The 26,838-nt window shown below is 46.7% G+C and carries 20 protein-coding genes; 19 read left to right on the forward strand and 1 reads right to left on the reverse strand.

Translation table 11 applies throughout. From position 1 onward, the window contains the following. Positions 1 to 20: 20 nt before the first annotated feature. The 10 genes from AB4114_RS06190 (at position 21) to AB4114_RS06235 (ending at position 7,417) form a co-directional block, all read left to right on the forward strand. Positions 21 to 608 carry a TetR family transcriptional regulator gene (locus tag AB4114_RS06190; RefSeq protein WP_441987642.1) on the forward strand — a complete coding sequence of 196 codons (588 nt, stop codon included), beginning with the start codon at positions 21 to 23 and terminating at the stop codon, positions 606 to 608. A gap of 199 nt (positions 609 to 807) precedes the next feature. Next, positions 808 to 1,515 carry a flagellar biosynthesis protein FlgA gene (locus AB4114_RS06195; RefSeq protein WP_441987643.1) on the forward strand — a complete coding sequence of 236 codons (708 nt, stop codon included), beginning with the start codon at positions 808 to 810 and terminating at the stop codon, positions 1,513 to 1,515. 33 nt (positions 1,516 to 1,548) lie between these two features. After that, positions 1,549 to 2,784 (forward strand): AAA family ATPase, encoded by a 1,236-nt coding sequence (locus AB4114_RS06200; RefSeq protein WP_441987644.1) that lies wholly within the window; start codon positions 1,549 to 1,551, stop codon positions 2,782 to 2,784. Positions 2,785 to 2,807: 23 nt separating this feature from the next. Beyond that, on the forward strand, positions 2,808 to 4,319 hold the full coding sequence (locus AB4114_RS06205; RefSeq protein WP_441987645.1) for an ATPase, T2SS/T4P/T4SS family: 1,512 nt from the start codon (positions 2,808 to 2,810) through the stop codon (positions 4,317 to 4,319). Beyond that, the gene (locus AB4114_RS06210; RefSeq protein WP_441987646.1) at positions 4,316 to 5,248 is read left to right on the forward strand and encodes a hypothetical protein; all 933 of its coding nucleotides are present in this window, start codon (positions 4,316 to 4,318) and stop codon (positions 5,246 to 5,248) included. Before AB4114_RS06205 ends, AB4114_RS06210 begins: the two co-directional genes overlap by 4 nt. A 13-nt stretch (positions 5,249 to 5,261) precedes the next feature. After that, complete coding sequence (locus AB4114_RS06215) at positions 5,262 to 6,161, forward strand: hypothetical protein (RefSeq protein WP_441987647.1); 900 nt, start codon at positions 5,262 to 5,264, stop codon at positions 6,159 to 6,161. 22 nt (positions 6,162 to 6,183) lie between these two features. Continuing rightward, positions 6,184 to 6,333, forward strand: a complete 150-nt coding sequence (locus AB4114_RS06220) for a hypothetical protein (protein ID WP_171628621.1) — start codon at positions 6,184 to 6,186, stop codon at positions 6,331 to 6,333. Between the two features lie 16 nt (positions 6,334 to 6,349). Continuing rightward, positions 6,350 to 6,496 carry a hypothetical protein gene (locus AB4114_RS06225; RefSeq protein WP_171628622.1) on the forward strand — a complete coding sequence of 49 codons (147 nt, stop codon included), beginning with the start codon at positions 6,350 to 6,352 and terminating at the stop codon, positions 6,494 to 6,496. After that, the gene (locus AB4114_RS06230; protein WP_441987648.1) at positions 6,493 to 6,918 is read left to right on the forward strand and encodes a hypothetical protein; all 426 of its coding nucleotides are present in this window, start codon (positions 6,493 to 6,495) and stop codon (positions 6,916 to 6,918) included. The genes AB4114_RS06225 and AB4114_RS06230 overlap by 4 nt, the downstream gene beginning before the upstream one ends. 16 nt (positions 6,919 to 6,934) lie before the next feature. After that, complete coding sequence (locus AB4114_RS06235) at positions 6,935 to 7,417, forward strand: hypothetical protein (RefSeq protein ID WP_441987649.1); 483 nt, start codon at positions 6,935 to 6,937, stop codon at positions 7,415 to 7,417. 21 nt (positions 7,418 to 7,438) lie between these two features. Here AB4114_RS06235 and AB4114_RS06240 read toward each other — a convergent pair whose 3' ends face one another. Further along, positions 7,439 to 7,597 carry a hypothetical protein gene (locus AB4114_RS06240; protein ID WP_441987650.1) on the reverse strand — a complete coding sequence of 53 codons (159 nt, stop codon included), beginning with the start codon at positions 7,595 to 7,597 and terminating at the stop codon, positions 7,439 to 7,441. Between the two features lie 493 nt (positions 7,598 to 8,090). Between AB4114_RS06240 and AB4114_RS06245 the strand changes: the two genes are divergently transcribed. The 9 genes from AB4114_RS06245 (at position 8,091) to AB4114_RS06285 (ending at position 26,837) form a co-directional block, all read left to right on the forward strand. After that, on the forward strand, positions 8,091 to 9,275 hold the full coding sequence (locus AB4114_RS06245; protein ID WP_441987651.1) for a M24 family metallopeptidase: 1,185 nt from the start codon (positions 8,091 to 8,093) through the stop codon (positions 9,273 to 9,275). A 561-nt stretch (positions 9,276 to 9,836) separates the two neighbouring features. Beyond that, positions 9,837 to 11,237 (forward strand): extracellular solute-binding protein, encoded by a 1,401-nt coding sequence (locus AB4114_RS06250; protein WP_441987652.1) that lies wholly within the window; start codon positions 9,837 to 9,839, stop codon positions 11,235 to 11,237. Positions 11,238 to 11,385: 148 nt separating this feature from the next. After that, positions 11,386 to 17,415: an S-layer homology domain-containing protein gene (locus AB4114_RS06255; RefSeq protein ID WP_441987653.1), complete on the forward strand. Its 6,030-nt coding sequence runs from the start codon at positions 11,386 to 11,388 to the stop codon at positions 17,413 to 17,415. Between the two features lie 223 nt (positions 17,416 to 17,638). Further along, entirely contained in the window at positions 17,639 to 20,149 is a 2,511-nt protein-coding gene (locus AB4114_RS06260; RefSeq protein ID WP_441987654.1) for a heparinase II/III domain-containing protein, read from the forward strand. Between the two features lie 54 nt (positions 20,150 to 20,203). Further along, the gene (locus AB4114_RS06265; RefSeq protein ID WP_441987840.1) at positions 20,204 to 21,133 is read left to right on the forward strand and encodes an ABC transporter permease; all 930 of its coding nucleotides are present in this window, start codon (positions 20,204 to 20,206) and stop codon (positions 21,131 to 21,133) included. A gap of 105 nt (positions 21,134 to 21,238) precedes the next feature. Continuing rightward, on the forward strand, positions 21,239 to 22,117 hold the full coding sequence (locus AB4114_RS06270; RefSeq protein WP_441987655.1) for a carbohydrate ABC transporter permease: 879 nt from the start codon (positions 21,239 to 21,241) through the stop codon (positions 22,115 to 22,117). Positions 22,118 to 22,207: 90 nt separating this feature from the next. Continuing rightward, positions 22,208 to 23,803 carry an extracellular solute-binding protein gene (locus AB4114_RS06275; protein WP_441987656.1) on the forward strand — a complete coding sequence of 532 codons (1,596 nt, stop codon included), beginning with the start codon at positions 22,208 to 22,210 and terminating at the stop codon, positions 23,801 to 23,803. A gap of 74 nt (positions 23,804 to 23,877) precedes the next feature. Further along, positions 23,878 to 25,590, forward strand: coding sequence for a hypothetical protein (locus AB4114_RS06280; protein WP_441987657.1), 1,713 nt, complete (start codon positions 23,878 to 23,880; stop codon positions 25,588 to 25,590). A gap of 14 nt (positions 25,591 to 25,604) precedes the next feature. Further along, the gene (locus AB4114_RS06285; RefSeq protein ID WP_441987658.1) at positions 25,605 to 26,837 is read left to right on the forward strand and encodes a DegT/DnrJ/EryC1/StrS family aminotransferase; all 1,233 of its coding nucleotides are present in this window, start codon (positions 25,605 to 25,607) and stop codon (positions 26,835 to 26,837) included. Position 26,838 lies beyond the last annotated feature (1 nt).

Here is a 26,838-nt window from a genome sequence, read left to right on the forward strand (position 1 = left end):
GAATTAGGAGGGCGCTAGGCATGGTTCATCAAGAGTCAGATATGAAAATGAAAATTCTATTGGCCGCGAAAAAGCTGTTTGCACAGCATGGATATGATGCGACTAGCGTACGTCAAATATGTGAGGAGGCCGGGGCCAATGTGGCTCTGGTTTCTTATTATTTTGGTGGAAAAGAGAGCGTTTTCCATGAAATATTTAAGCAGTTTTTTCCTATTATTAAATTAACGGAGTTTTATGAAGTGGAAGATCCACTTGCTGGCATCCAACAGGTGATTAGAGAAGTTGTCAAAATCCGAAACGAAGATCCGCAGCTGATTAGCTTGATTCAAATGGAGATTATCACGATTACACCGCGAGTGGATAAAATGAKGGAGCTTGTTTTCCCGCTGTGGAAAAAGGTTCGTGATTTATTGGACAAGGGTAGACAAGATGGAATCTATGAGTTTGAAGGGCTGGATAGTACGCTCATGTTTGTGTTGGGAGCTATGTTTTTTTACAAGCAACGAGAGTTCTTCGAACCGATGTTTACAGAGGAACGTCCAGACATGGAGACGCTGATCGGGCAAACGACGGCATTCATCATGCGCGCGCTCGGGTATAACAAATAGCAGAGCGCTTTCATTTGTTACCCCTAAATTTAATGTAAATAGATGTTGAAATTTGGAAGTTTATGTGATACTTTTAGTGTATTGTTTCGAACTGATGATCATATAGTTTGATTTGCGAAGAACGCAAATGTCGGAGATGAATTCTCCGGGGTTTGCGTTTTTTCGTTGTGTTTATAGCTGGGAGGAAGGAGGTGATCGATTGAATCGCAGGAGAAGCCTGCTGATTAGTGTGGTTGCAGCATTGCTGGCTGGATTGCTCGTATACGGGGTATATGTGTTGCAAGTGAATCAGGTCGAGCTGCAGCAGACGGTTCAGGTTGTAGTGCCGAAGGACTTTATTCGAGCGGGTCAGTTCATTCATGAAGATATGGTCGAGTTCAAGGCGATTCAGAAAGGCAGTTACACATCGAGTATGATGACTAAGCTTACGGATGTTGTTGGGCAGGAATCCATGATTCCTTTAGGCACACAGGAGCCCATTCTGAAGTGGAAGTTGAATCGTTATCATCTCCTTCCTAATGAGCAACAGGCCACTTTTCAAATTCCCAAAGAGTATCTGCTTACGGTTTCGAATGGTATTCGTGCGGGAGATCGTGTTCGTATGTACGTGTCGGGGAGCGATGGCAGTTCACGCAGGTTGTTTGGTGACAAGGAAATTACGGTGGCTTCTGTGAAGTCATCCGCCAATGTCGAGGTAGACAATCCGAAGAACTCCAATTTGCTATCCAAGGCCCAGGGAGATGAGCAGAAGATGTATACCTCCAGACTGGAAGCTAATGGTGCTATAGATCAGATCAATTTGAATTTGACGGAAAATGAATGGCTCCAGATTGATCAATTATGCTCAGGGAAGAAGGCTAAGCTGGTCATTGCTTTTAGTTCCACGTCAATTCAAGTCCAAGAGTAACATGAAGTTTGGCAAAAAGAGAGGTGAAACCAAGTGCAAATCGGGCTGGTGTCGAAAGATCAGCGATTAATAGATGAGCTAACGAATGTGGTGTATGCCAAACCGTTCGGGTGGCGAATATTTACGGAGGCGAATGATTTACAGTCTAAATCATTGGAACAGTCGTACTCCCATGTCATCCTTTCGGATCGGGAGCTCTCGTACGGGGAGCTGGAGGAGTTCCTTGAAGCCATGCTAGGGCAAGAGTCAACAACGAAAATCATTGTGATGCTTTCAAATTATCACGATGCCTCAATCAACGAGAAGTATGTGAAAATGTGCAAGCTGATGAAGTTGGATTATATCCTTCCAGGGCGCAGTACGGCTGTGATTGCGGATGAAATCCGCGCCTGGGTAGATGGGTCAAACGGGGGGCAATTGAATCAGGCGCTTTCTGGTAAATTAATAACGTTCGTTGGCTCTACACCGAACATTGGAACGACGTTGGCGTCGTTTGGGGTGGCTTGTACACTCGCGATGGAGACTTCAAAGAAGGTAGGATATTTGTGTTTGAATCTCAAAAGTTCAAAGCTCCATCGGTATTTGGGGCGTGAAGAGCACCTTTTTACGTTAGATGGATTGAGGGCGGAACTGAAGGCTCAAAGCTTAACGCCAGAAAGGTTGCTCCACGTTTGTGATAAGCCGAAAGAGGCACATGGCCTACATGTTCTTTATGGCAATATGCTGCGTGAACAGGCGGAATTCTTTACGCCATCAGAAATAATTCATTTGCTGCGTGTGGCGCGAGGCGCTTTTGACATCTGTATCATCGAAGTTAGCGCGTATTGGGATAATGCAGCGACCGTAAGCGGGCTGCTGGAAGCTGATAGCAAAATTGTCGTCACGACAGGGGATATTTCACATTTTCAGGAGGATTTCTCGAGGTGGATTAGGCAGGTTGGATCTGTATTCGGCTTGCAGCCAGATGCTTTTGAGCTTATGGCCGTACAAACGGATCGGCATGCGAAGCAAAGCGAGTTCACGCTCAAAGATATTCGGAAAGAAACGCAGCTTCATTTAATTGGACATGTCAGTCGACACGGGGATGCGCTTGCGCGTTGCAACCAAGGTAAACTGATGGAACTGTTGAGCCCGGCCCATCCCATGCATCATGAGGTGAAGGCAGTAGCGCGGAAATTTGCTGATTTTTACAAGCTGTCTCAGAAGACGAGTGTGCGTGAGGAAACATGGTTCCAAAAGCTCATTGCCGGCAAACGCGCGGTCAGCTAAATCATGATCAGGAGGGTAAGGGAGTGAGTGGAAAAAGGTTTTCGATGATTACCTACATGCATGAACGTAGGACGGAAGAGGCTGTGTTGGGATTGGGTCGCTACCCGACAATACACACAGCTGACGCTAATGATTTGGGCGATAGAGTGGTCGAACAGACTAACGGAGTACGTGGAAATGGCAGCGTTCAGGATCAAGCGAGCGCAGGTGAGGAAGCCTTTTTCCAGCAATGGGTGCAAGAGATTCGCAGTGAGCTGGTTGCCCTGAAAGGTAGATCAGAGACTGAAAAGCAACTGTATAACGAGACGCTAAATCGCGCGATTCTAGGCTATGAAGAGGATCGTGGCAAGCTGCTGGCCATTATTCATGATCTCGTGTCGAAAAGGAGACTTTCGGACATCCCGCCTCGGACAAGTGGGTATACGACGCTTCCTGAAGCGATTTTTGCCGAAATTATTGGCTTAAATGTCCTTGAACTCGTTCTCAAACAGAAGGAAGGATTGGAAGAGATTCAGGTTGTGGGGAGGCAGATTTTTGAAGTGCGTGGAGGAATGGCGACGCCATCATCTTACGAGCTTCCATCCATCCGAGAATTAGAGCGAATTCAACAAAATTTAGTGTTATTTAACCACGATACCCTCAATCCTAGAAAGCGTTGGGCGGAGGTTGTTCTGCAGGATGGGTCGCGTGTGACCATGACTGGTTTTGGATTTACAGCGGAACCTACCTTAACGATACGCTTTTATACGGTAAAAAGATTTGACCTAGCTTCGCTTGCTTCCCCAGATTTGGCCACGATGGATTCCCGCATGGAAGTGTTACTTCGTTGTTTCATCCACACGTATTTCAATTTGGTCGTCATTGGACCGACAAATTCAGGAAAAACCAATTTAATTAAGGCGCTCATTGCCGAAATGGACGATACCGAACGAATTATCACGATAGAATCCCGATTCGAGTTGAATTTAAAGCGAGATTTTCCTCATAAAAATATCGTCGAATACGAAATTGACGAGGAAGATCCGAGGCATTCGGGTTTACAGGCCTTTAAACTGGCATTGCGGCAGTCTCCAAAGCGCATCTGTCACGCAGAAATTAGGGATGAAGATGCTAATTTATATGTTCGTGCTTGTACGCGTGGCCATGAGGGCAGTTTGACGACAGTCCATGTGAGTGAACTGGAAGATGTACCGGATGCGATTACTGACATGTGTATGCTGGATGGCAGAGGGATGGATTCGAAGCGTTTGACGAAAAGGATTACGGAATTTGTGACTCATATCGGCATTGAAATGCAGGTTGTTCACGGGAAGAGAAAGATTGTGCGAATCGTCGAATATCGCTATGAAAATGAATGCGTATTCGTCACGGATTTAGCACTTTATGACAACTCGACAGGCAAATGGACATTTCCCGGGAAATTGTCGCTTCATGCATCGCGAAAAATAAGGAAGGTAGATCGTAGACAGTATTCGCTGCTCCGGGAGCACGGATTTATCGAAAATGAAGGGAAAGAAGGCGGTTTTGAACCGTGATTTTCGCCAAATATGTCTTTCTCTTGTTGTTATTTGTGCTCATTTATGTCGGTTTTCGTGCTCTGTTAGAGTTGGTTATTAGACAACGCAAGGCTAGGTTCAGGCTGCACTATGTAAGAAATGCCACAGTTAGCGCGAGAATATCTACTTATTTGGAGACATATAGCTGGCTATACAAGCATATGAAGGAGTTGCTGGAATCCGTCGAATCTAGACTAAGCATGCAAGCCATGCTGACGATAAGTTTAATTGGATTGTTATTCGGCTTGTTGGTTGGTGGCGTTTTTTTTCAAACCTTCAAAGGCGCACTTATTATGACGATGATTGGCGCTTCGCTGCCGTATTTGCTGCTGCGGGTGAAGTTGGTAAGTGTTCGTTTGCGAACGAGACTAGAGTTTCTTCCGGCTGTTGAGGTGTTTTTCCAGTCTTACATGATGGACCCTAATCAAAATATGAAAATTGCGCTGAAGTATTGTATAGAGGAAAATCGTATTTTGTACCCGATTAAGCCTGTTTTCGAGCAATTATATCGACATCTAATGACGCAAAGGGATACCGAGGAAAGCTTGCGCATTTTCAATCTGACGTTGGGGCACATCTGGGCGGACTATTTTACAGGAATCATGCGAGTGGCCTTGAAAGAGGGGAGCTTTGTCGGAGATAGCTTGAAGGAACTGATCACCGACATGCGGAAAGCACAGCGTTTTGATCAGATGGAAAGAAATCGACTATTGGAAATTCGCATTGCCAATTTTACACCAATCGGGTTTATGGTCTTATTCATGTGGATTAACTTTAAAGTAAATGCGGATAACGCCTATTTATATTATGTGATCGATCCTGCTGGTAGAAATATGATTTTGGATGCACTATTACTAATTTTTGTATCATTTCTGATGGGAATCTATTTGTCTATGCGAAGAATGTGAGGAGGTGAATGCTTTGGTTTTGGTCAATACCCAACTGTTAATGCTGCAGTACGCTTCGCGTTTGCTCTTATTTATACTTTTAATGATCATGATTTATCAGGGATTAAGGTACATACCAGCACGCAAGAGAAGATGGCGATTATTACGAGTAAAAAGTGCGCTAAGAGAGTTTCAAATACCTCACTGGTTATATAAAATGCTTGGGATGAGCACGAAAGCGGTGGAGGCGAAGCGCCAATTGTTGTTGGGATGCGGAATTTGGCTGAATGCGAACCTGTATGAGGGTGCGAGAAGATTTCTTTTAGCAGGAACAATGTTGGCAGGCTGTATGGGATATGCGGCTTTCGATCGACCTTGGATCACTGTGCATATGCAGCCTGCGTATGTGTTAGTTGGAGCGGCAGTCGTATCGATTTTTCTTATATGGGATGGCAAAGTGCTTGCACAGCTCAAAGAAAAGCGATCTCAGCGCATCGTGCGGGATATTTATGCGATCAGTCGACAGCTCTTGTACTATAATGATTCGAAATTGAATTTGCATGACAAATTGTCTTTATGTGTCGGTCAGACGACATCGACTCGAGCTCATGTTCAGCTGCTGCTCAATGAATGGTATCAAGGGGCTGAAGAAGCGATTTCCCATTTTAAAAAGAGACTAGGAACGGAAGAAGCTCATAGCTTTGGCGAAACGCTGAATGCGCTCAGGTTGAATGAACATGGGGGCTATTATGAGCTGCTAAAGCAGCGCATTCAGGATTACAAAGAGAAGATGGAGTTGATTCGCGACAGCAAGAAGGAAACGGTATCGTATGTGCTGTTTGTCCTTGCAGGTCTGCCGATTCTGAATACTTTTCGGGTGTTTATGTACCCTTGGATCGCCGAAGGGCAACGATTATTTGATGCAATTAACTAACATGCGATGGGAGAGCGAGAAGATGAGAAATATTTTGGTAACGGTGATGATGTTGATTGTGGTGGCTTTATTGTTTACAACGATTATTAATGATGGATCAACAGGAATGAGACGAAATATCGGGACCCATGGGACGACAGCGAATACGAATATTACAGCACTTACACCATAGAGATGGCAGGTTATTTATGAGGTCTATTCTTGTAACAGTGCTGCTGATGATTGTTGTTATCGGCATCTATATGGATGTTGTTGGGGGAAGTACGGGAACTCGCAAGCAGGTTAGCGACAGCGGGGCTAGAATTAGTGGATCCATTGAACGGATTAATCCATGAAACAGATTTTGGTGTTTATTCTTTTTGCGTCTCTGCTCTGTTGGTTCATGTTCGCGCCAGTGTACAAGCATATCATTATCGTTCGGCAGGCGGTGCTGCAAAAGGAAGTCGATTATTTGCTCGAGGTCGGAGCGAATGGCAGCCATGGGTATATCAATGCAGCGATGATAGCCGAATCCAAGGAGCGTATGGCGGAAAGAGGTTTCTTGGTTGATGAGCTTGCTTATATGGTGGCTACCAACTCAGGTGTTGGTGGCATGGATGCAAGTGCACCAGTCTGGCGAGGAACGGGCTTGCGGTTAACGATTACGTATCCGTATCAGCGGCTTTTTGTCATTGATCAGCTGGTCGGCATTTCGGTGCCGATGGCTTCCGATCGAATGGGTGCGACGGGTATGAAAATGAGTGAATATGTGCCGTGAGAGTTGAGGGAATGGCGTGTATAAGCTGCTATTAATGGTGCTAATGAGCGTAGTGTTTATGTCGCTCTATGGGCTACAAACGGATGAAGAGTTGGCCATGCATACCGTGTTTCAGGGAAAACATGGGCTGAATAATGCTGTGCATGCGGCTGCTCAGCAAAGTGATGCAGCGAAGCTTGCACAAGGAATTCATGCGATTGATGAGACGAGAGCAATAGAGGCTGCAATGGCGTACTTGCAGGCTAATTTACGATTAAATGCGGATAATGAGCCCTTGCCGGATACGTTTTTGCAGAGCTCCGTGGTGGTTGACTTATTTAAGGTTGTTAATGAGGGGGAAATATTTCCCTATACGTATCGCGATGATGCACAGGATTACACGGTTACGCTGGAACGACCAGGTGTCATTATGTTTATTCGGTTGGCTTTTCCGCGGACGTATGCGATTTTGCAGCCGATTACGTGGACGATTAAGTCTTCGGCGGAGATGGTGTATTGAGCTAGGGCTTTAAGTTCAAGTTCAAAGTTCAACTACAAGTTCAAGTTCAACTTCAACATCAACTTCAACTGCAACTGCAACTGCAACTGCAACTGCAACTGCAACTGCAACTGCTACTCCAACTCCAACTCCAACTACAACTACAACTTCATCTCCATCCTCATTCGCACTCGGAATCACACTCGCCCCTCTCAATTATACCCCACGCCCCCATGTCGCAGKGGGTGAACGAGAACGAAAACGAAAACGAGAGATAGAGAGAGAGAGTAAGAGTAAGAGTAAGAGTAAGAGTAAGAGTAAGAGTGAGATCGGCTTAGCCAGCGCCGTTTAACTGGAAAACATACAGCTAATTCGAGTGAAAAAGACAAGTATTGAAGTATAGATGGAAAATGTACAGGTAATTTCCTCGTAAACACTCAATTACGCAAAGTTCGATGAAAATAGCTGGAGGAAATCCATTTATTCTGCAAATGAGCTCAAAAGTGAACAAATTAGATACAGGAAATCCAGTTATTTTCGTTGGAGTTGGTAGATGTAGCTAGTGGAAGAGTGGTGGTAGAGTACAGTTAGAGTACCGGTAGAGTACAGTTAGAGTACCGGTAGAGCGATAAAGGTTATTTGGATGTATAATGGAGGTGAGGTGTGAATCTACGGCGTATAGGAGTCGATTTCTATGACAATTTTTGAGCAAAGGCAGCAGTGGCTGCAAAATGAGATGCGTAAGCGAGGGTGGTCAGGCTTCCTGGTCACGCACAATGTTGATATATATTACTACTGCGGCTCGATGCAGACAGGATATTTGTTCATTCCGACGGAGGGCGAAGCGATCTATCTCGTCCGTCGAAGTTTGGTCCGAGCGGAGGAGGAAGCGGCAGCGGCCGTCGAAGCGCTCGGCTCTTGGAAGACGCTCGGCGAGCGGCTTCGCGCTCGCATTGGCGGTGACGCAGCGGCGGGAGATCCGCTGCGTGTGGCGACAGAGCTGGACGTATTACCCGTCCAGCTGTACATGCGCTTACAGACCGCGCTGCCCGGCGCGGTCTGGGAGGACGGCTCGCTGCTCGTGCGAGAGCAGCGCATGATCAAATCGCCGGACGAAGTCACGGCGATTCGGGAGGCAGCGCGCGTCGCGGACGGCGCGCTGGAGGCGGTCATCCCCCACATTCGTGAGGGGATGGCGGAATTTGAGCTGATGGCGCTCATCGAGCATCAGCTCAGGCTGCGCGGGCACCAAGGGCTGATGCGCATGCGCGCGTACAATTCCGAGTTAATCACCGGAATGGTCGCTACAGGCGCTTCGGCAGCGGTGCCCACCTATTTTGACGGGCCGGCCGGGGGCACGGGGCTCCACCCGTCCAGCCCGCAGAGCTCGGGCCGCGCGCTGATTCAGCGCGGCGAACCGATCCTCGTCGATATCGGCTGCACCATCGACGGGTACTTAATCGATCAGACGCGTACGCTTGTGATCGGAGATCTAGACCCTGAGCTGCAGCGAGCCTATGACGTGGCGGAGGAGGTCCTCCGCGCCACGGAAGCCAGGCTGCAGCCGGGCACCATCGCCGAGCATCTGTATCTGCTCGCGCTGGATCAAGTCCAGGAAGCAGGGCTGAGCGCCCACTTCATGGGGTACGGCGCTGACCAAGTAAAATTCCTCGGTCACGGCATCGGGCTCGAAATCGACGAGTTGCCCGTTCTCGCCAAGGGCTTCAAATACCCGCTGGCGCCCGGCATGGTCATCGCGATCGAGCCCAAGTTCACCTTCCTTGGGCGAGGTGTCGTCGGTGTAGAAGATACGTATCTGATCACCGAAGATGGATACGAGAAATTGACGGTATCCCGTGATGGGATACGGCGTTTATAAGCCGAACACAGTCCTGCGGGACTTCGCAGTGAACCCTGCTGTTCTGTTTCTTCGGAAACGGATGGCGGGGTTTTGCGCTAAGTAGGGGGTGACGAGCCGTTGTTCACCCATAGAGGTACCTCTAGCCACTATCCCCTTCGCTCAGTTGAAGCATGATTTGAAGATGGTGGATAAATTTATTTAGGCTCATGACCTATTATGGCATAGCGTTAATGTCCTTCTAAAGGCTCTTATTCTATATAAAAGTAGAAATAACGTTATGCCATCCTTCTATTTTCTTTGAAAGTACGCTAGTAATCCGAATAACGTTATGGCACAGCGCTATTTTGGGTTACACCTAGGCCCCAGAAATACCAGGCCTTACCACGAACTGCATAGGTCATATTAGGCTTAGTACCCTTTATGCAACAGGAAGTTTGGCCTTTGGAAACTTAATGAGAAGCCATGGCTTTTGTATGTCCTCCATGGGTATTTCATAAACGGATATTATGTTTGTAGATTGATTAATTTGTTCTATACTGATTGCATAGATATTAGCCAAAAGTGAGGTTGTCGGACAAGATGAATCTTAAAAAGTTTCGTTATTTGCACATAGCGGATGATATTCGCTCACAGATCCATGCAGGGTATTTGAATCCGGGAGATTATTTAAGCTCTGAGAAAGACTTGTGTGTGAAATATGATTCAAGCCGCAATACGCTCAGACAAGCCCTGGATACACTTTTGAAGGAAGGGCTTCTGATCAAAATGGTAGGAAAGGGGACGATGATTGCCGATCGTCCTGATCATGTAGAGAATGATAACCAGTCCCTCTTGGTGATGTGCCCCCATTCCTCCAAGTTTGCCGATCAAGCGCTGCATAGGCTGATCAAAGCGTTCACGGAAGCGTATCCTCGCGTAACGGTAAATGTATTTCGTACGGATGAGATGAATCGAATGGATGTGAAAAAATGGCTGGAGCTTGGGATACAACCAGATCTGTTTCTTATCTGGGATCGAGATTATCATGAGGCAGACCTGAGTGACTATTTGCCTCTTGCAGAAGTCACGACGAAACAGACGACAGACTATGGCCGATTATACGAAGCATTCGCTACAGACGGAGTACCGTATGCGATTCCGGTAACACTTTCACCCGTATTTTTGACCTGCAACCGCCAAGTGTTTCAGGAGCAAGGTCTTGCGCTGCCGACCCATGCATGGACGTTGGATGAATTCACGGAGGTCGCCAGATCGTTAAATAAGGATTGCAACGGAGACGGCATCATAGATCGATACGGGTTCGGCATGTCAGACTCTTGGAGCAGATGGCCTGTGCTGGCATTTGCCAATGGCTTTCGATTCGAGCGAACGTCTGACGGAAGACTGTCTGAACGTGGTCTGGTCAGTTCACTTAGATTGCTGCAGCGTATGCTATACCGGGACGGAATTGCACCCATTGCTGCAATTGACGATTCCTCATTTATTAATGACATGTTCGAGAAGGGGAAGATCGGGATGCAGCTTTCTACCATCTTCACAACACCCATTTTTAAACAAAGGGATCGGTATCATGTTGCTCCGCTTCCTTCTAGCACTGAACATCCGGGGGAGCAAGGGGCAAAGCTGCTGATTGCCAATGCTTTTATGATCTCGAAGTATAGCAAGAATGCGGCAATGGCCAAACATTTCATTCAATTTGCAGTATCCCGGGATTTTCAGGAAAGGATGGTAGAGGAGACGGGTTTCCTTTCCACGTGGGATGAGCTTAATCAAAAAATACTTTCGAACGAGGAGGCAGCAGCCTTTAGTGTCAGTGAAAAAGGCATACAGGATTCACTCTTCCTGTCCCAAATGCTGCCTTCGAGCAGAGCATTTTCTGTGATCAGCCACAAGTTGAGAGCGTTCTGGGCAGGGATGCAAACGCCTGAAGAGGCAGCCCAAGTCATTCAAGATATTTTTCTGCAGGAAAGTGAAATCTGAACATCGACATTGACGGACTAATTATAATCGCTTAGTATTGGTATAGGTACCAAACCTATACCATTTTTGCGTTCAATGGAAACAGGTTGGAGGAATATGTTTCTATTTATACCATGCCTGTCGTCAAGTTAAAGGAGGATGGATGAAGATGAACTGGTTTAGAATTCGAAAAGCACTTATGTATTTCTTGTGTATGTGTATCGTGATGCCCGCGGGTTTCACAGGCAAGTCAGTGTCTGAAGCGGCGGTTAGTCCCACCTTACAGTCTTCTGCATTGGTCAACTCAGGATTTGAGCTTCCGGTTACGGATGGGAATATCCCTGGGTGGACTAAAACTGCGGGAACAGTTGGAAGCGTTGCCATTACAGATACTTACTATCGCAGCGGAGCCAACAGCTTGAAGATTTTTGATAACGATGCCGGCAGCTTTACTGTGGAAAGCGATAAAGTAGAAGTAACGGCAGGTAGTGAGTACTTGGCTTATGCTTGGTGGTATTTGGAGGGAAGTCCAAACGCAAATGCGCAAATGCAAATTAAATTTTATGACAGTGACAACAATCTTGTGCCAAATAGTAATGTGGTGAATAGTCAGACCTTCTCGGCTGGAAGCCCTAATTTATGGCAGCACTTTAGTATAAAGGCGACAGCTCCGCCAACGGCAAGCACAGCTGCGATCGTTCTGGTTACAGGAGCTGCGAGCATTGGGAATGTCTACATAGATGATGTATCTTTGGAACGCGTTATCCCTGTCGTAACGAATCCGCTCACTAATGCTGGCTTGGAGCAGCCGGTTACAGGTGAAGTCATCCCTGGGTGGACACCTATGTTTGGGGGAGCAGGGAAGAGCGGATCTCTCACCGTGGATAAGTCAAAGTATTATTCTGGCACATCGAGCTTAAGACTTGATGATCAGGACACTACGGTTATGTTTGGATCCATCAGCGATAAAATCCCTGTTACCCCAAATGCCAATTATGCGGCTTCCGCGATGGTGCTTGCAACAGGCGGGTCTGTCCAAATTCAATTGAGGTATTATAACAGTGCTGGTGCAGCAACTACCCCGCCGCCTACAGCAGTCTATGAACAGACGGTTCACCCTGCAGGATGGCAGCAAATTACAGTCGCCTCAGCTGCGCCTGGCAATGCTGCATTTGCAGCTATCTTTATATCATCATCGGCGAAATTAAGCGCTAAAGGAACAAGCTACTGGGATGATTTCAAGATCGAGGAATTGAAGCAACCAACAGCAGCGGTAGGGCCGGACCTCGGTACGTTCTCCACACTTCAGAATGCTGGCTTCGAGCTGCCTCTTTCTGACGGATTCATTCAACATTGGAGGAGCTTGCAAGACATGCAAGGCATCACCCTGGATTCGAATAAGAAGCTTGAAGGTACCCAAAGCCTGAAGCTTGATAATCCTTCGAACCAGCCGCTCGGGGTTATGAGCAATTACGTAACGGTGAATGCCGGAAGGAATCAGAGCGTTTCCGCTATGGTTTACGGAACAGGTACGGCGTCCGCCGAGATTCAGATGAATTTCTTCGATCAAGCTAATCGTTTGCTCGATCAAGCGAATCAAACGTTGACGCCTACCGCTGGAAGCTGGTCTAAGCTATCCGTGACCAAAGCCCCTCCGGCTAATACGGTAACGGCAGCAGTGTACGTAATGAACGTAGGCCAAGGCACGTTATATGTCGATCAAGTGGAATGGACGGAAGAGGTTCCGCCTTCACCCCCCTCTCCAAAGTATTTCCTGTTGAACGGAGGCTTTGAAGCTCCAGCAACAGACAGCAATATTCCTGGATGGAAATTCAAAGCGGGGAATCCATCTATGAATAACGTACAACACAAAGAAGGACAGAATAGTCTTTATGTGGGTTATGCGGCCAACTCCGGTTTAGGAATCAACATGGAAAGTGAGCTAATGGATGTGCAGGCAGGTGCGACCTATCGTTTGGGCGCTCAAGTCCTTTTGCAATCAGGGAATATGCAGGGATTGTATGTATATGTATACGATGATGATGGCAAGTTGATAAAGAGTGCCAACAATACGGACTTTCACGCCTATTTGAGCGATACCTCCTTATCCGAGGATTGGGTCTATAGGGAAGGATTGTTTACTGTGCAGCCTGGAGGAACTAAGCTTAAGGTGTCTCTAATTACTTCCAAAACGAAGTCTTATAGCTACTATTTGGACGATATCAGTATAACCAAAGTCGTTGCTAATGGAGATTTCGAGGAGGCCGTCGCTGATAATACGATAACAGGATGGGGCAAATATGCGCCTGGAACAGATGGCAGCACCTTCGGAATTACGGGCGAGCTTTTCAAGACAGGAGCCAAAAGCTTGTATCTGCAAAATGAGCCAGGAAAGTTTCTAAATGTCATCAGCGAATTGATTGAGGTGGAGCCGGGTGGGATTTACACCGCATTAGCCGATACTTATATTGAATACGGTTCTGCGGATATGTATGTACGCTACTTTGACAAAGACAAGAAATATTTGAGCAAGCAAGCCTGGAGCATTAAATCGGATCCGACGAACGCATGGTTCACCAATTCGGTTAAAGTGGAAGTTCCGGATGAAGCGGTTTATGCCGCGGTCATGTTCGCAGGAAGCGCCAACAAAACCTATAAATATTATGTGGATAATGTAAGGCTGTTGAAAGGGACTCATACCGTTGCGGCGAGTATTCCTCAGAATTCCATTGTGAAGGTTGCTGAGGATGTAGGTGTGCAGATTCGCAACGTTACCCTTATGAGAGGGGATATCGGGAAGGATGCTAACGGGCGTAGTGTCATTTATTCAGTAGCCGTAGGATCACCTGGGATTTTTACGGTTATAGACGTCGAAACTGAGCAAGTAGTCAAAAGCATGCCTATGCCGGATGTGACGGGGGCTTGGTCGGTTACAGTAGCTGATGACGGAACCGTTTATTTGGGCGGATACAACCAGGGGCTGCTCTATCGCTATTTCCCGCAGACCAGCGAGCTAAAAAACCTAGGTCATCCATTACCGACCAAGGATTCTGTGCTATACCCGATGGCAAATGGAAAAGACGGTAAGATGTATGGAAGCACTTATCCAACAGCGAATTTGTATGAATACGATCCGGTAACGAATTCATTTGCCGATTTCGGAACGCTGTCAGCCCAGAACAGCGGTGAGCGCTGGACTCGTGTTGTTGTCTATGATCCGGATACACATAAAGTGTATGCTGGAGTGGGAAATCAGGCTCGTTTGGTGGAATATGATATTGCGACAGGGGTGAAGAAGAATATTCTTCCGAGCAAATACAGCAATATTATTTCTGTTTACGATCTCAACCTTGCGGGCGGCAAGCTCTTCGCCAAGAAAGAAGCCAACAATGCGAATGAAATGTTCGTCCTGAATGCGGCAACCGGAGCCCAAATTGAAATCACAAATGCCGACACTGGCGAGAAGAGCTTCGATGTGCCGATGTTCTCGAGAGGTGTTTCACCCAAGTCGCCTATTGCCAACAAAGTGTATTACGCAGCAGCTGCTGGAGCTTTGTATGCGTACGATCTTAACACGGATACCATTCAGTCCTTGGGAGCCAACATCGATGGCGCCGCAATTGGATATGATTTTGTTCAACTTCAGGAGGAGGGCTTTCCAGGGTACAGCCTGGTTGGTTTGACTGGAAATGGCGGCAAAATGTACAAATACAATCTGCAGACGGGTAAAGTTAAAATTACCGAAATCCAAATTCCTGCAGAGCCCGTTAACATTCATGATATTGAGAAAGGACCAGACGGGAAAATTTATACATCGGGCTATTTGGCAGGCAATGTCGGTGTGCATTCTCCTTCAACTGGTCAATCGATGTATCTGAATGGCTTGGGTCAGCAAGAGGGGATTACTGTAATTGGGAACAAAATATATTACGGGCTCTACCCGGATGCCAAAATTTATGAATATGATCTTTCCAAGCCTTGGAATCGTACGAATTCAGATAAGCTGAACCCTGTTGTTATTTTCGATCTTAAGGCAAATCCAGATATACCGGGGTATACGCTTCAAGATCGGCCATTCGGAATGGCGGGTTCAGAGGACATGAATAAGCTGTTTGTGGGTACGGTTCCAAAGAACGGTCTATTGGGCGGCGCTCTGGCTGTCTATGACTTGAGTACAAGAGGCAAACCGGATGTGTATTGGAATCTGGTGCCGGATCAAAGTATTATTTCGCTCATCTATAAGGATGGTAAATTGTATGGCGGTACTTCCATTCATGGAGGTCAAGGAGGCACGCCAACAGCGAGTGAAGCCGTGCTTTTCGTCTGGGATGTAGCAAGTAAACAGCTTGAGCACCAAGTTGTTCCAGTGGCTGGCAAGCAGGCCATTACAGCTCTTCACATCGGACCAGACGGAAATATATGGGGATTGGCTAATGGGGCCCTGTTCGTCTACGATCCCGTTAAGAAGCAAGTCACCTACAGTAAGAATGAGTTCCCTGATGCAAGTGGCCGCTGGATCGACGGATCAATGGAGACAGGGACAGATGGGAATGTATATGCAACTGTGGGGGGAAGATTCTTCAAKGTAGACGCTGCTACCAAAGCGGTGACTGTGCTGGCGACACAAGTCAGGAAGCTCGCCCAAGACGATTTCGGAAGCTTCTATTTATACACCGAGCCAGAAGGACCGAACCTTTATAAGATCAGCATTCCTGAATTGCTTGTTAAATTGACAGGTGCTGAATTGACCATACCCACAAGCAATTTTAAAGTTGGCGATATCATCCCAGTCAGCTTGATGGGAATTCTTGAAAAAGGCAGAACCACGAAGGAGCTATCGGGAGCAACAATTTCGTATGCCATCAGCGATCCTAGTGCAGTAGCTGTTGAAGGGGGCAAGCTCATAGCCAAGCATGCGGGCAGCGTCAAGATTACTGCTCATATAACGCTTGCTGATCGCAGCGTGCAGAGTGATGAGATTACCGTCATGGTGCAATCGAACAATTCTGGCAGCGKCGAGGGAGGAAACGGAAACAACGGAAATAACGGAAACAACGGAAATAACGGAAATAACGGAAATAACGGAAACACTTCAGCGATCATCGTAACGCCGCAAGCTTTCCAAGAGGCGATGCAACAGGCTGTTGCTTCCGGGCAGAAGAGGGTATCCTTCCAGATTCCTGATTCTGTTACGGCTTCTCAAGTTTCGCTGCAGCTTCCTCCAGATGCACTAAAGCAAATAAGAGAGAATGGCGTTTCAGCCGTCCAAATTGTCAGCGCGATTGCGAAAATCTCTATACCGCTGGCAGCATTGGGTGATCAAAGTGCTCCAATTGCGATCCATATGTCAAAGGTTGATGTCAAGGGGCTAAGCCCAGAGGCTGCTCAGGCCGTAGGCGATTCTCCCGTCTATGATTTCACAATTACGGCAGGCGAGCGCAATATATCTGCCTTCGCAGACAACCAATTTGTTGAAGTTACAGTACCATACACGCTCCAACGAGGAGAAGGTGCTAATAAAGTGGTCATGTTTTACTTGAATGAACAAAGTCAACTCGAGGTTATGAAGTTTTCCTCGTATGACGAGAAGACGGGTCAATTAATTTTTAGAACGAATCATTTGAGTAAGTATGCGGCCAAAGAAGCATCCTTTACGTTCCAGGATGTAGAGGACTCCCGCTGGTCCAAGCGGCACATAGATTCACTGGCTGCCAGAGGGATTATTAAAGGGAGAAATGAAGCTCAATTCGCTCCAGACGCTCCGATTACCAGGGCTGAATTCATCAAGCTCGTCATGGAAACCTTCGATTTGATCGATGCTAAGGCGGAAGCCAGATTTAGTGACACGACCCAAGGAGAATGGTACTATCAAGCGGTAGCGAGTGCTCAGAAGCTCGGGATCATATCGGGTGTGGACGATCTTCACTTTGGTACACAGGAATTTATTACTCGCCAGGATATGGCGGTTATTCTTCAGCGGGCAGTTGCGGTTGCTCAAGTGAAGATTGCTCCGGTTAAAGTTCCATTCCTCTATAGCGATGCTTCAAGCATCGAGGATTATGCTAGGGAGAGCGTGAACATGTTGCAGCAAGCAGGAATCTTGGAAGGTATGGACAACGGTGTGTTTGCTCCTCAGGGAATAGCTACAAGAGAACAAGCAGCCAAATTGTTAGATTTACTGTTTAGTAAAATGATGTAAAGAAAGCATTTTGATTTTATAGCAAATAACCGCCCGTTTCAGGGTGGTTATTTGCTGTCAATGATCGTAGGCCACAATATAGAAGTGGATTGACACATTCGATGTATACATGTAAAATACAAGTATACAAATAACTTCTTGCAAGTATAGAATGTTTCGATGTAAGCGCCTACCATTTGGAATTTTTATGATGCAAGTACGAAAGAAGGGGGCATAACATCTTATGAACCATCTCCATTTGTCTAGACCCATATTACTAGAGATTGGAGAAATAAGCCATCTGGCCCTGTTTGAGATCGATGATGAAGGAGCTGCTAAGGCGATAAACGAGTCTGAGTGGCTCATTGAATCCAGTGATCCTTCGGTCATATCGATAAACGGTCTGAGGCTGACCGGAAAGCAAATCGGAGAAGCGCAGATTTGTGTGAAATCAACGAAGATTGAATCCGACGCAGACCGAACCTGGATGATCCGGGTTATTGCTCCAGCTGTCCCCGCATACAAGCTGAGTCTCATGGAGCGGCCGTACATTTTATTTTCTGCTGATGAGCTTAAAGACTTTAAGGAACGTGTAAGTTATGAAGATCAAGAGGGAATTGCATATTCTTCTTTGTGGGAGGCGCTGCTGCAGCAAGCTGATGCATATGAGCGGGAGCAGCAATTTCAAGTGAGTTATCCTTCGGTCTCCGACGTTATGATGGTGCCGTTGCCGTTAGTTGAGCCCAAAACGATACCGAATCCAGCGGGTTATGTGGATTATCCTTATTGGACTATGTTTTCTAGAGCGGTTGAGGAGAGAATGTATGCGCTATCAATTGCTTTTCTGGTTACGGGTGAGTCGCGTTATGCGAAGAAGGCTAAAATGTACTTGGTCGCTTTAGCAGGTTTTAGCAAGTGGTATGAATTTGATCACCGTGGAGCGGAAGGGAACTTAAGCAATGCTCATTTTATGATTGGTGCTGCCATTGCCTACGATGCGATACATGGAACTCTCACCGAGGATGAGCGGCAATCCCTTAGTGAAACGCTGCTGTCTAGGGGACTTCAGCCCTTGGCAATTGATATCGACAACACGGATATGCATAATATTATTGCAGCTAAGCAGGTAGCTATGATGTATGGTGCTGCAGCGCTGCAAGGTGATTCTCCTTATGCTGCTAAATACATGAATCAAGCCTTCAACTATCTGGTCTCCTTTCAGGATAAGAAGCTGCTATCAAGTGAGACAGAGGGGATTCTGTACGATAATGTCGCCGCACGGCATATTTGGATGGCTGCGGATTTATACCGCCGTGTGACTGGGGATGCGATATTGTGCAATCATCCTTATGTGAAGGATGAGCTTCCTGAACGGTTTTTCCGTTTTCTGTCTCCCGGTGGAATGAATACATTTCCCAATTTCTCCGATTCCTTCTATAAGCTGGACTTGTCCTATATGATGTCCATGGTTGCGTCGCATCATCTTCACCCGGTTGCGATGTGGTATATAAAGCAATTCGAAGCTGATCGGCCGGTTGTGCTTATGAATTTGCGGCAGCAGCTGCAGGCTGTTGCTCCGGATGTATTTTACAGAGAGCAGGTATCTCGGACTTTCCAAGGGATTGGATGGGCTTCGCTTCGCACAGGCTGGGGGGAACAAGATCACCTGTTATGCTTTACGTCTAGCCAATCAGACAATGGCCATAATCATAAAGACCAGAATAATATGATGCTCAATGTAGCTGGAGAGTGGCTGCTGACTAATCCGGGGTATCAGGATTACGTACCCGGTCCAGGAGCGGATTATACAACAGGGACAGTTGGACATAATTCGTTGCTGGTAAACGGTCAAGGACAACCACGCTATGGTGGTGGGAAATTGACGGAGTCTTGGATCGCTTCTGGCTATGAAGTCGTACAGGGCAATGCGTCAGAAAGCTATGGAGGGTTGCTGGAATCCTATGTACGTACTATTTTCCATTTGGACAGATCGTATTATGTTATTTGGGATGAAGTGATGATGAACCAAGAGGAAGACCATCCCGAACTGTTATTTCATACGAAGTCGAGTATTTACGAAGATGCGACGAAGCTAATGCCAGGCGACTCTGTACAGGGCGATGAAGTTATCCTGCAGGGCGAGAAAGCTTCGCTCCAGATGAAATTCCTTTTCCCAGAGGCGCCAACCATTCAAATAACGGAATATCCGGGGGCAGAGTCTTATGGTCCTTATCTGAACGTGTCCAGCGATTCGAATGGCACAAGGAAGTGCTTCGTGACACTTCTGAAGCCTTCCACTTGTGGTGAGCGTTTGCAGATTGCGGAGTGTGTAAAACTTACAGAAGATGGCAAGCTCGGTTTAACTTTTGAAAAGGAAGCGGGGGCTAGAGATATTCTGCTGCTCAATAGCTTCTTGCAGGATGGAAATGATGCGGGGATTCACTATGCGAGCTGTAACATGCAGGGGCGAACAGCTTGGCTTTCTTACTGTATGGGTAAGGATCAAGCGCCATATCTAGCGAAAATAGCAGCATGGCAAGTTACAGAGCTAGACGTTGKCCCGAGCTTACGCTTTCATTCTGAGCGCCCAGTGAATATAGTGGTCGATTGCAGGGAGAGCGCCTGGATCATACAGAATGACAATGAAGGTTCCGTCATTCTTTTCATCAAGACGTTAGGTCTTGATGGGAAAGAGTGGACGATTCCTACAGGTGAGCACCGGATTGCATGGCCATTTGAAGATAAAGAGAGGTGAGTCCCTGAATTGAATACTGCATCGAACAATCATACGAATCATACCAAAGGCGGCATTGGATTGCAGCGTAGTAAGTGGAGGCGCATTCAAGCCAGACTATGGAAAGATCGCTATATCTACCTGCTTCTTTCACCAGGTTTACTTTATTTTATCGTATACCGCTATGTTCCTATGCTCGGTATTTCGATTGCTTTTAAAGATTACAGCCCCTTCTTAGGGATTAAAGACAGTCCGTGGGTAGGTTTTGCGAATTTTGCCCGTATCTTTGAAAGCCTGGAGGTCGTGCGCGTTCTTTGGAATACGATCGTGATCTCGCTCCTGCAAATTATTTTTGCCTTTCCAGCACCTATTATGCTGGCCGTCATGCTTCATGAAGTGTCTCGCTCAGCCGTCAAACGTATCATTCAATCAATCATTTATTTGCCCCATTTCTTATCATGGGTAGTCGTGGTCGGAATCGTTACGATTTTCTTCCGTAATGATGGACTGGTAAATGATTTTATGATCCAAGTCATGGGTGCTGAACAGACTATACCCTTCCTGACGAATCCAGATAATTTCAGGCTATTTCTGGTCTTGGAAGTTATCTGGAAAGAGGCGGGCTGGGGGACGATCATTTTCTTGGCTGCTCTAGCGGGTGTGAATCCTTCTCTGTACGAAGCTGCCGTTATGGATGGTGCCAGCCGACTTCGCCAAATATGGCATATTACACTTCCGGCGATTCGGAGTACGATTATCATTCTGTTAATAATTCGGTTGGGCGATGTGCTGGAGGTTGGCTTTGAGCAAGTGTTCCTGCAATTGAATCCATTCAATATGGAGATAGGGAACACTCTGGACACCTTCGTATACTACAAGGGGATCCAACAGTCGGACTACAGTTTATCCACGGCAGTGGGTGTGTTTAAAGGACTAGTCGGCCTTGTACTAGTTGTGGGAGCCAATCGGATGGCCAAAAAGTTCGGAGAAGAAGGAGTGTACTGACACGAATTCGTGCTTAATTGGATCAAAAAAGCTTTCCTACGGAAAGCGCAGCCCATGCCTACGAAGAAAGCTTTCCTACGGAAAGCTCTGAGGAGTGAACACCTTATGAATGTTTTAAAACGCAAATCAATTTTCGATCGAATGTTTGATACCGTCAATATTACGATCTTAATCGTGATTTCCTGTGTGATGATTTTCCCTTTTCTCTATTTGTTTTCGGTATCCTTCTCTTCCTACGAGGATTTTCTAGGCAGCAAGCTGCTGTTATGGCCGTCCACTTGGACGACAGATGCTTATGTATATATCCTGGAGTCCAGAGCTTTTCGTCAAGCACTCTTGAATACGATTCTAGTGACCTTGTTTGGAACGATAGTCAATCTCATGTTTACAGCGACGATGGCGTATGCACTCTCACGGCCCATTATCGGTCAACGCACTTTCATGATCATGGTGGTCTTCACATTGCTCTTCTCTGCAGGAATGATTCCTACGTACCTAGTTGTGAAAGGGACGGGGCTGTTGGATTCCATGTGGTCGTTGATTCTCCCTGTTGCGATTACGCCTTTTAATCTTATTGTGATGAGGCAGTTTTTTATTGRCATACCCGAGGACCTGAAGGAAGCTGGCGTTATTGACGGAGCTAATGATCTCCAAGTATTCAATCGTATTATTCTTCCGTTATCGAAGCCCTCGCTGGCTGCATTCAGCTTGTTCTATGCAGTTACGCATTGGAATAATTATTTTGCTCCAATTCTTTATATCAATGATTCAGATAAGTGGACGATTCAGGTTGTTTTGCGACAAATCGTAGTTATGGGAGAGGCTACGGCTACCCTGTCAGACTCATTTGTTGAGAATCCTCCCCCGCCAGAGACGATTCAGATGGCTGCTATTTTGCTTGCCACCTTGCCGATTCTGCTTGTCTATCCGTTCCTGCAGAAATACTTTGCCAAAGGCGTTATGCTTGGCGCGGTGAAGGGCTGATATCCTATGATCCGTTTCCTGCGGATAAGTGTCCCTCCGATGGTTTTACTAGCTTCATCCAATAATTTTATGAAAAATGGGGGTAAAAGTATGAATGGAAAACGCACGACATTAGTAGGAGTAGCCGCATTACTTGCAGTGGGTACGATCGCATGCTCCAATACAGAGAAGCCAACTCCGGCAGTTTCAGGCAAAGCATCGGAGACGCCTAAGGCAAGCGCTGCTCCGACGAAATATTCGATTACGGCGCTCGATTATCGGTACGGTGATCCACCTCCGAACGCAACGCCTGGACTGAATATGATTAATGAACGCTTCAACATTGATTATAAAGTTACTTATGTTCCCAACACGGCTTATGACGAAAAGATCAATGCAACGTTTGCTTCAGGGGATATCCCGGATCTGTTGGGGTTCATGTCGCCTGATTTGAAAAATCGCTACAGCAAATTTGCTAAGCAAGGCGCATTCCTTGCTTTGGACGATTACATCAAAGACTATCCGTCGCTGAAACTGGTTCCTGATTTTATATGGGATTCGATGCGTGTGAACGGAAAGATCTATGCCATTCCGCAATATTCACCGAAATATCAGACGGTGACGGTTATTCGTAAGGATTGGTTAGATGCTCTGGGATTAAAGGTTCCTACTAATTATGAAGAGCTAAAGCAGGTAGCCATTGCATTTACGAAGCAGGACCCAGACAAAAATGGGAAAGCTGACACTTATGGGGTAGCCATTGGTCAAGACATTAACCCGAACTTCAATCAGGGCCCGTACTGGGATCCAGATGCTTGGTATCACAAGGATTCCGAGGGTAATTATATCCCAGGAATCGTTGGAGCCGGACGTAAGGAAATCGTACAAATGCTTGCGGATCTGTATAAGGAAGGCGCTATGACGAAGGACTATGCCGTTCTGAACTGGGCGGATACCAATAAGGAATTCTACTCCGGCAAAGCTGGGATTTTCATCGGTACGCCTCGCGGAATGTCCCAAGCTTATATGGACGGATTGCTGAAGATTCAACCTAACGCTCAGTTCGTGAGCTTGGCGCCATTCACAGATGCTTATGGCAATGCTGGCTTGCAATCGGGTGCAGGCTATAACGGATTTGTTGTTCTGAACGCGAAGCTTGCAAAAGAGCCCGACAAACTGAAGAGAATTCTTGAGCTTCATGATTTCGGCCGTACGTTCTACCCAGCGGCAGATCAAAATGAGAAGAATGCGAATTTTGACTGGTGGTCTGGTAAGGTTGGCGTCGGGTATAACATGGAGAATGGACTTCCTGTCAATGCCAAAAATTTCGCTTCGGACGGCTTAGCGCCATCCACTTATTTTGTAGATAATGCGGCTTGGGCACCTAAGGATACGGACGTTGATTATTCGCTCACATATCAAACCAAGCAGTTGATTGATTTGGTTAAGAGCATTGAAACGATGTACAAGTCCGCGAAGCTGTATGCAAATCCAATCAATGGCTTGGATTCTGCGACGGATGTTGCGAAGGGCGCCGAGCTCAAGAAGTATGTCATGAACGAGCAAGTGAAAATGATTGCCGGCAACCGTCCGATTTCGGATTGGGATAAGCTTGTCAAGGAGTATATGGATAAGGGTGGAGCCGATATCGTCAAAGAGTACAATGCGAACATCAAGACGAAGGATCCGAAAGCATTATTTAAGTAACATAAATGTCGATGAAGGGGCAGCACCTTGCCCCTTTTCTTTTTTCCAATAGAGAGACTGAGAGGAGTGGAACTATGCAGCGTATGGTGAAAATCGGAGTTTGGGCTGATCCGGGTCCCTCTGAAAAAAAATGGAGCTATGGGCAGAATGTATTTGAGCTTTATTTGGAAGAAGTGCTTGCTCACGCAGGTCTAGCCTTTCAACGGCTGGAAAGTTGGGACGCTCTTCAGGCCTATAAGCCTGATGTGCTCCTTGTTGCCCAAAGCGATGAGAGTGATATGTCGCAGCACAAGCTGAAGAATTTCGTACAGGATGGAGGAACCTTGATCTCTTATGCCGGTTTAAATCGGATGGCAGGTGGTCTAGGTTGCAGGGAGACGATTTCTAAGGAAGCCGTGTACGCAGAGCTTCCTAACTTCAACACAGCAGCGGATGGAATTAGACTTCGAGCATTAAGTGCCAAGCCTTGGCACACCGCCGAAGCCAATGGCAGTCAGTTTGTTGCAATGGGGAACTTATACAAGGGAAATTCCCATAGCGAAATGATGGGTCCCGCTTATTTAGAGTTCAAGTTAGGAGCAGGTAAACTGGTCCGCTGGAATATCAATATCTTGGAAACAATTGTGATGCTGCAGCAAGGGGGCGGCCCCGTATTTGAAGATGGCCTACCTGCACCGGACGGTTCGGGGAACCTGGATGAAGGCATTTTGAAAGCAGATGATCGCTGTGAGATGGATTGGGAGCACGATCGCAGCAAGACTGAAACAGGGATGTCCTACTACACAGTTCCCTATGCGGATCTGTGGCGTGAAACGCTTTTGTCCCAATTAATTCGTGAAGCGACTGCTCTGGGACTCCTTGTTCCATTTATCGATTATTGGCCAGAGGGCGTCGAGCAAGTGGCTATGATCTCACACGACAGTGATCTCAATTTGGATGAGTCAGCCCTGATAACCTTGGATGTTCTGAAGGAATGCGGCGTGCATTCGACCTGGTGCATGATTGAACCTGGATACTCGGATCATGTGTACGATCGCGTAAGTGCGGAAGGGCATGAGCTAGCCTTTCATTATAACGCGTTGGATAAGGATAAAGGAGTTTGGAGCGCTAAAGAATTCGAGCGTCAATTGGCTTATATTCGTTCTGCTACTAAAGCGCCAATCGTCTCCAATAAAAACCATTACACCCGTTTCGAGGGATGGGGGGAGTTATTCCGCTGGTGTGAGGCTGGGGGGATCGAGAGTGATCAATCGCGTGGACCAAGCAAGAAGGGGAATATTGGTTTTCTATTTGGGACTTGTCATCCCTATTATCCAATTGCTTGGGCGGATGAACGAAATCGGATGTACAATGTGCTGGAAATCGGTTTTTTAACACAGGATTTAGATCATTCTACATTGGCTGATACTTCTGTTATTATTCCTTTCCTGAAACAGGTTAGTCATGTAAGGGGCGTTGCCCATTTCCTCTTCCATCAAGTTCATATTCTGCAGCAACCGAAGGTGCGGGAAGCATTAAGGAAGGTTGTTCAAGAAGCAAAGGCGCGAGGGTTCGAATTTTGGACTGGTGAGCAGATTGTTCGTTGGGAGAAGTCCCGCAGAAATGTTGTCATTCGTGTAGACTCGGCAGGCAGAATTTCGTTAGAGAATGCACCTGTTGGAGCTGTAGTAAGGATCCCGGTCTTCGACCAAGAAGGCAAGCAGGATGCTGGTACAGAGCTTCGCTTTGGCTTTACATGCAGCAAGTGGACTGCCAAGCAAAGCATATACGCTGAACCACAACCGTGAGAGGAGTGAGGAATATGGGGGAACTAGCAATTCATGGGGGCTCGCCTGTCAAAACGGATGAATTCGCAACAGGCAAACGATTTGGCCTGGAGGAAGCGAAGGAGCTTCTGGAAGCATTGGAGCAGAATACGCTATTTTATCATTTTGGCACGAAGGTTAAGCAATTCCTAAGTGACTTTAATGAGATCTACGGAGTGAAGCGCAGTGTGGCGACATCCTCCGGCACCGCTGCTCTCCATGTAGCTTTGGGTGCGGCGGGAGTGACGGTAGGGGATGAAGTTATCACGAGTCCGATAACGGATCAAGGTACACTAATCGGTATTTTGTATCAGAATGCAATTCCAGTATTTGCTGATCTGGATCCACATACGTACAACATGACGGCAAGTTCCATTGAAGCACGAATTACGCCAAGAACCAAAGCAATCGTAGTTGTTCATTTAACAGGGAATCCATGCGACATGGATCCAATTATGGACATTGCCCGCAAGCATAAGCTGAGCGTGATCGAGGATTGCGCACAAGCCTATTTGACCCGGTATAAGGGACGGCTTGTCGGTACAATTGGCGATTATGGCTGCTTTAGCACGAATGATTTCAAGCACATTTCGACAGGGGACGGGGGAATCGTAACTGTTAATTCAGGTGATGAAGCGGATTATCAGACGACTCATGCGTTTGCCGATAAGAACTACAGTCGTTTTGGCAATGCCGTAAACCGGGATCTGAAATCGGTGGCACCGAATTATAGGATGACAGAGCTGCAAGGGGCAGTAGGGATCGCACAATTGAAAAAGCTGGAATGGATATGCGCTCAGCGGCAAAGCTTTGGAGACCGCATAACAGAAGGGTTGGGAGGTGTAACCGGGGTTACACCGCCTAAAGTCGATAAGGATAATGCGTGTACGTATTGGTTTTATATGTTTCGGTTGGACGTTGAGCTTTTTAACTGCAGCCGTGATGAATTCTGTGAAGCGCTGAAGGCAGAAGGCATTCCCAATCGTGCTGGTTATATCCCTGAGGTTTGTTATATGCAGCCGTTGTTTCAACAGAAACAAGCTTATCCGKGGAGTCATTTCCCGTTTGAGTTAAGTGATGCGACCTACGAACGTGGACTGTGTCCGAATGCCGAAGGAATTCTGAAGACAGCGATACAAATACCGATGAGTGAGTTTTATTCCGAACAAGATGTGGAAGATATTATTCGTGCCATTCGTAAAGTTGCGGATTTCTATACAAAAGGGTGAT

Source organism: Paenibacillus sp. 2RAB27, assembly GCF_052115445.1.
Classification (GTDB): Bacteria; Bacillota; Bacilli; order Paenibacillales; family NBRC-103111; genus Paenibacillus_E.

Bases quoted from the DNA above. Each gene is read 5' to 3' on its own strand.
- AB4114_RS06225 (WP_171628622.1), top strand. From the start codon at position 6,350: ATGAGGTCTATTCTTGTAACAGTGCTGCTGATGATTGTTGTTATCGGC.
- AB4114_RS06230 (WP_441987648.1), top strand. From the start codon at position 6,493: ATGAAACAGATTTTGGTGTTTATTCTTTTTGCGTCTCTGCTCTGTTGG.
- AB4114_RS06280 (WP_441987657.1), top strand. From the start codon at position 23,878: ATGCAGCGTATGGTGAAAATCGGAGTTTGGGCTGATCCGGGTCCCTCT.
- AB4114_RS06250 (WP_441987652.1), top strand. From the start codon at position 9,837: ATGAATCTTAAAAAGTTTCGTTATTTGCACATAGCGGATGATATTCGC.
- AB4114_RS06220 (WP_171628621.1), top strand. From the start codon at position 6,184: ATGAGAAATATTTTGGTAACGGTGATGATGTTGATTGTGGTGGCTTTA.
- AB4114_RS06275 (WP_441987656.1), top strand. From the start codon at position 22,208: ATGAATGGAAAACGCACGACATTAGTAGGAGTAGCCGCATTACTTGCA.
- AB4114_RS06245 (WP_441987651.1), top strand. From the start codon at position 8,091: ATGACAATTTTTGAGCAAAGGCAGCAGTGGCTGCAAAATGAGATGCGT.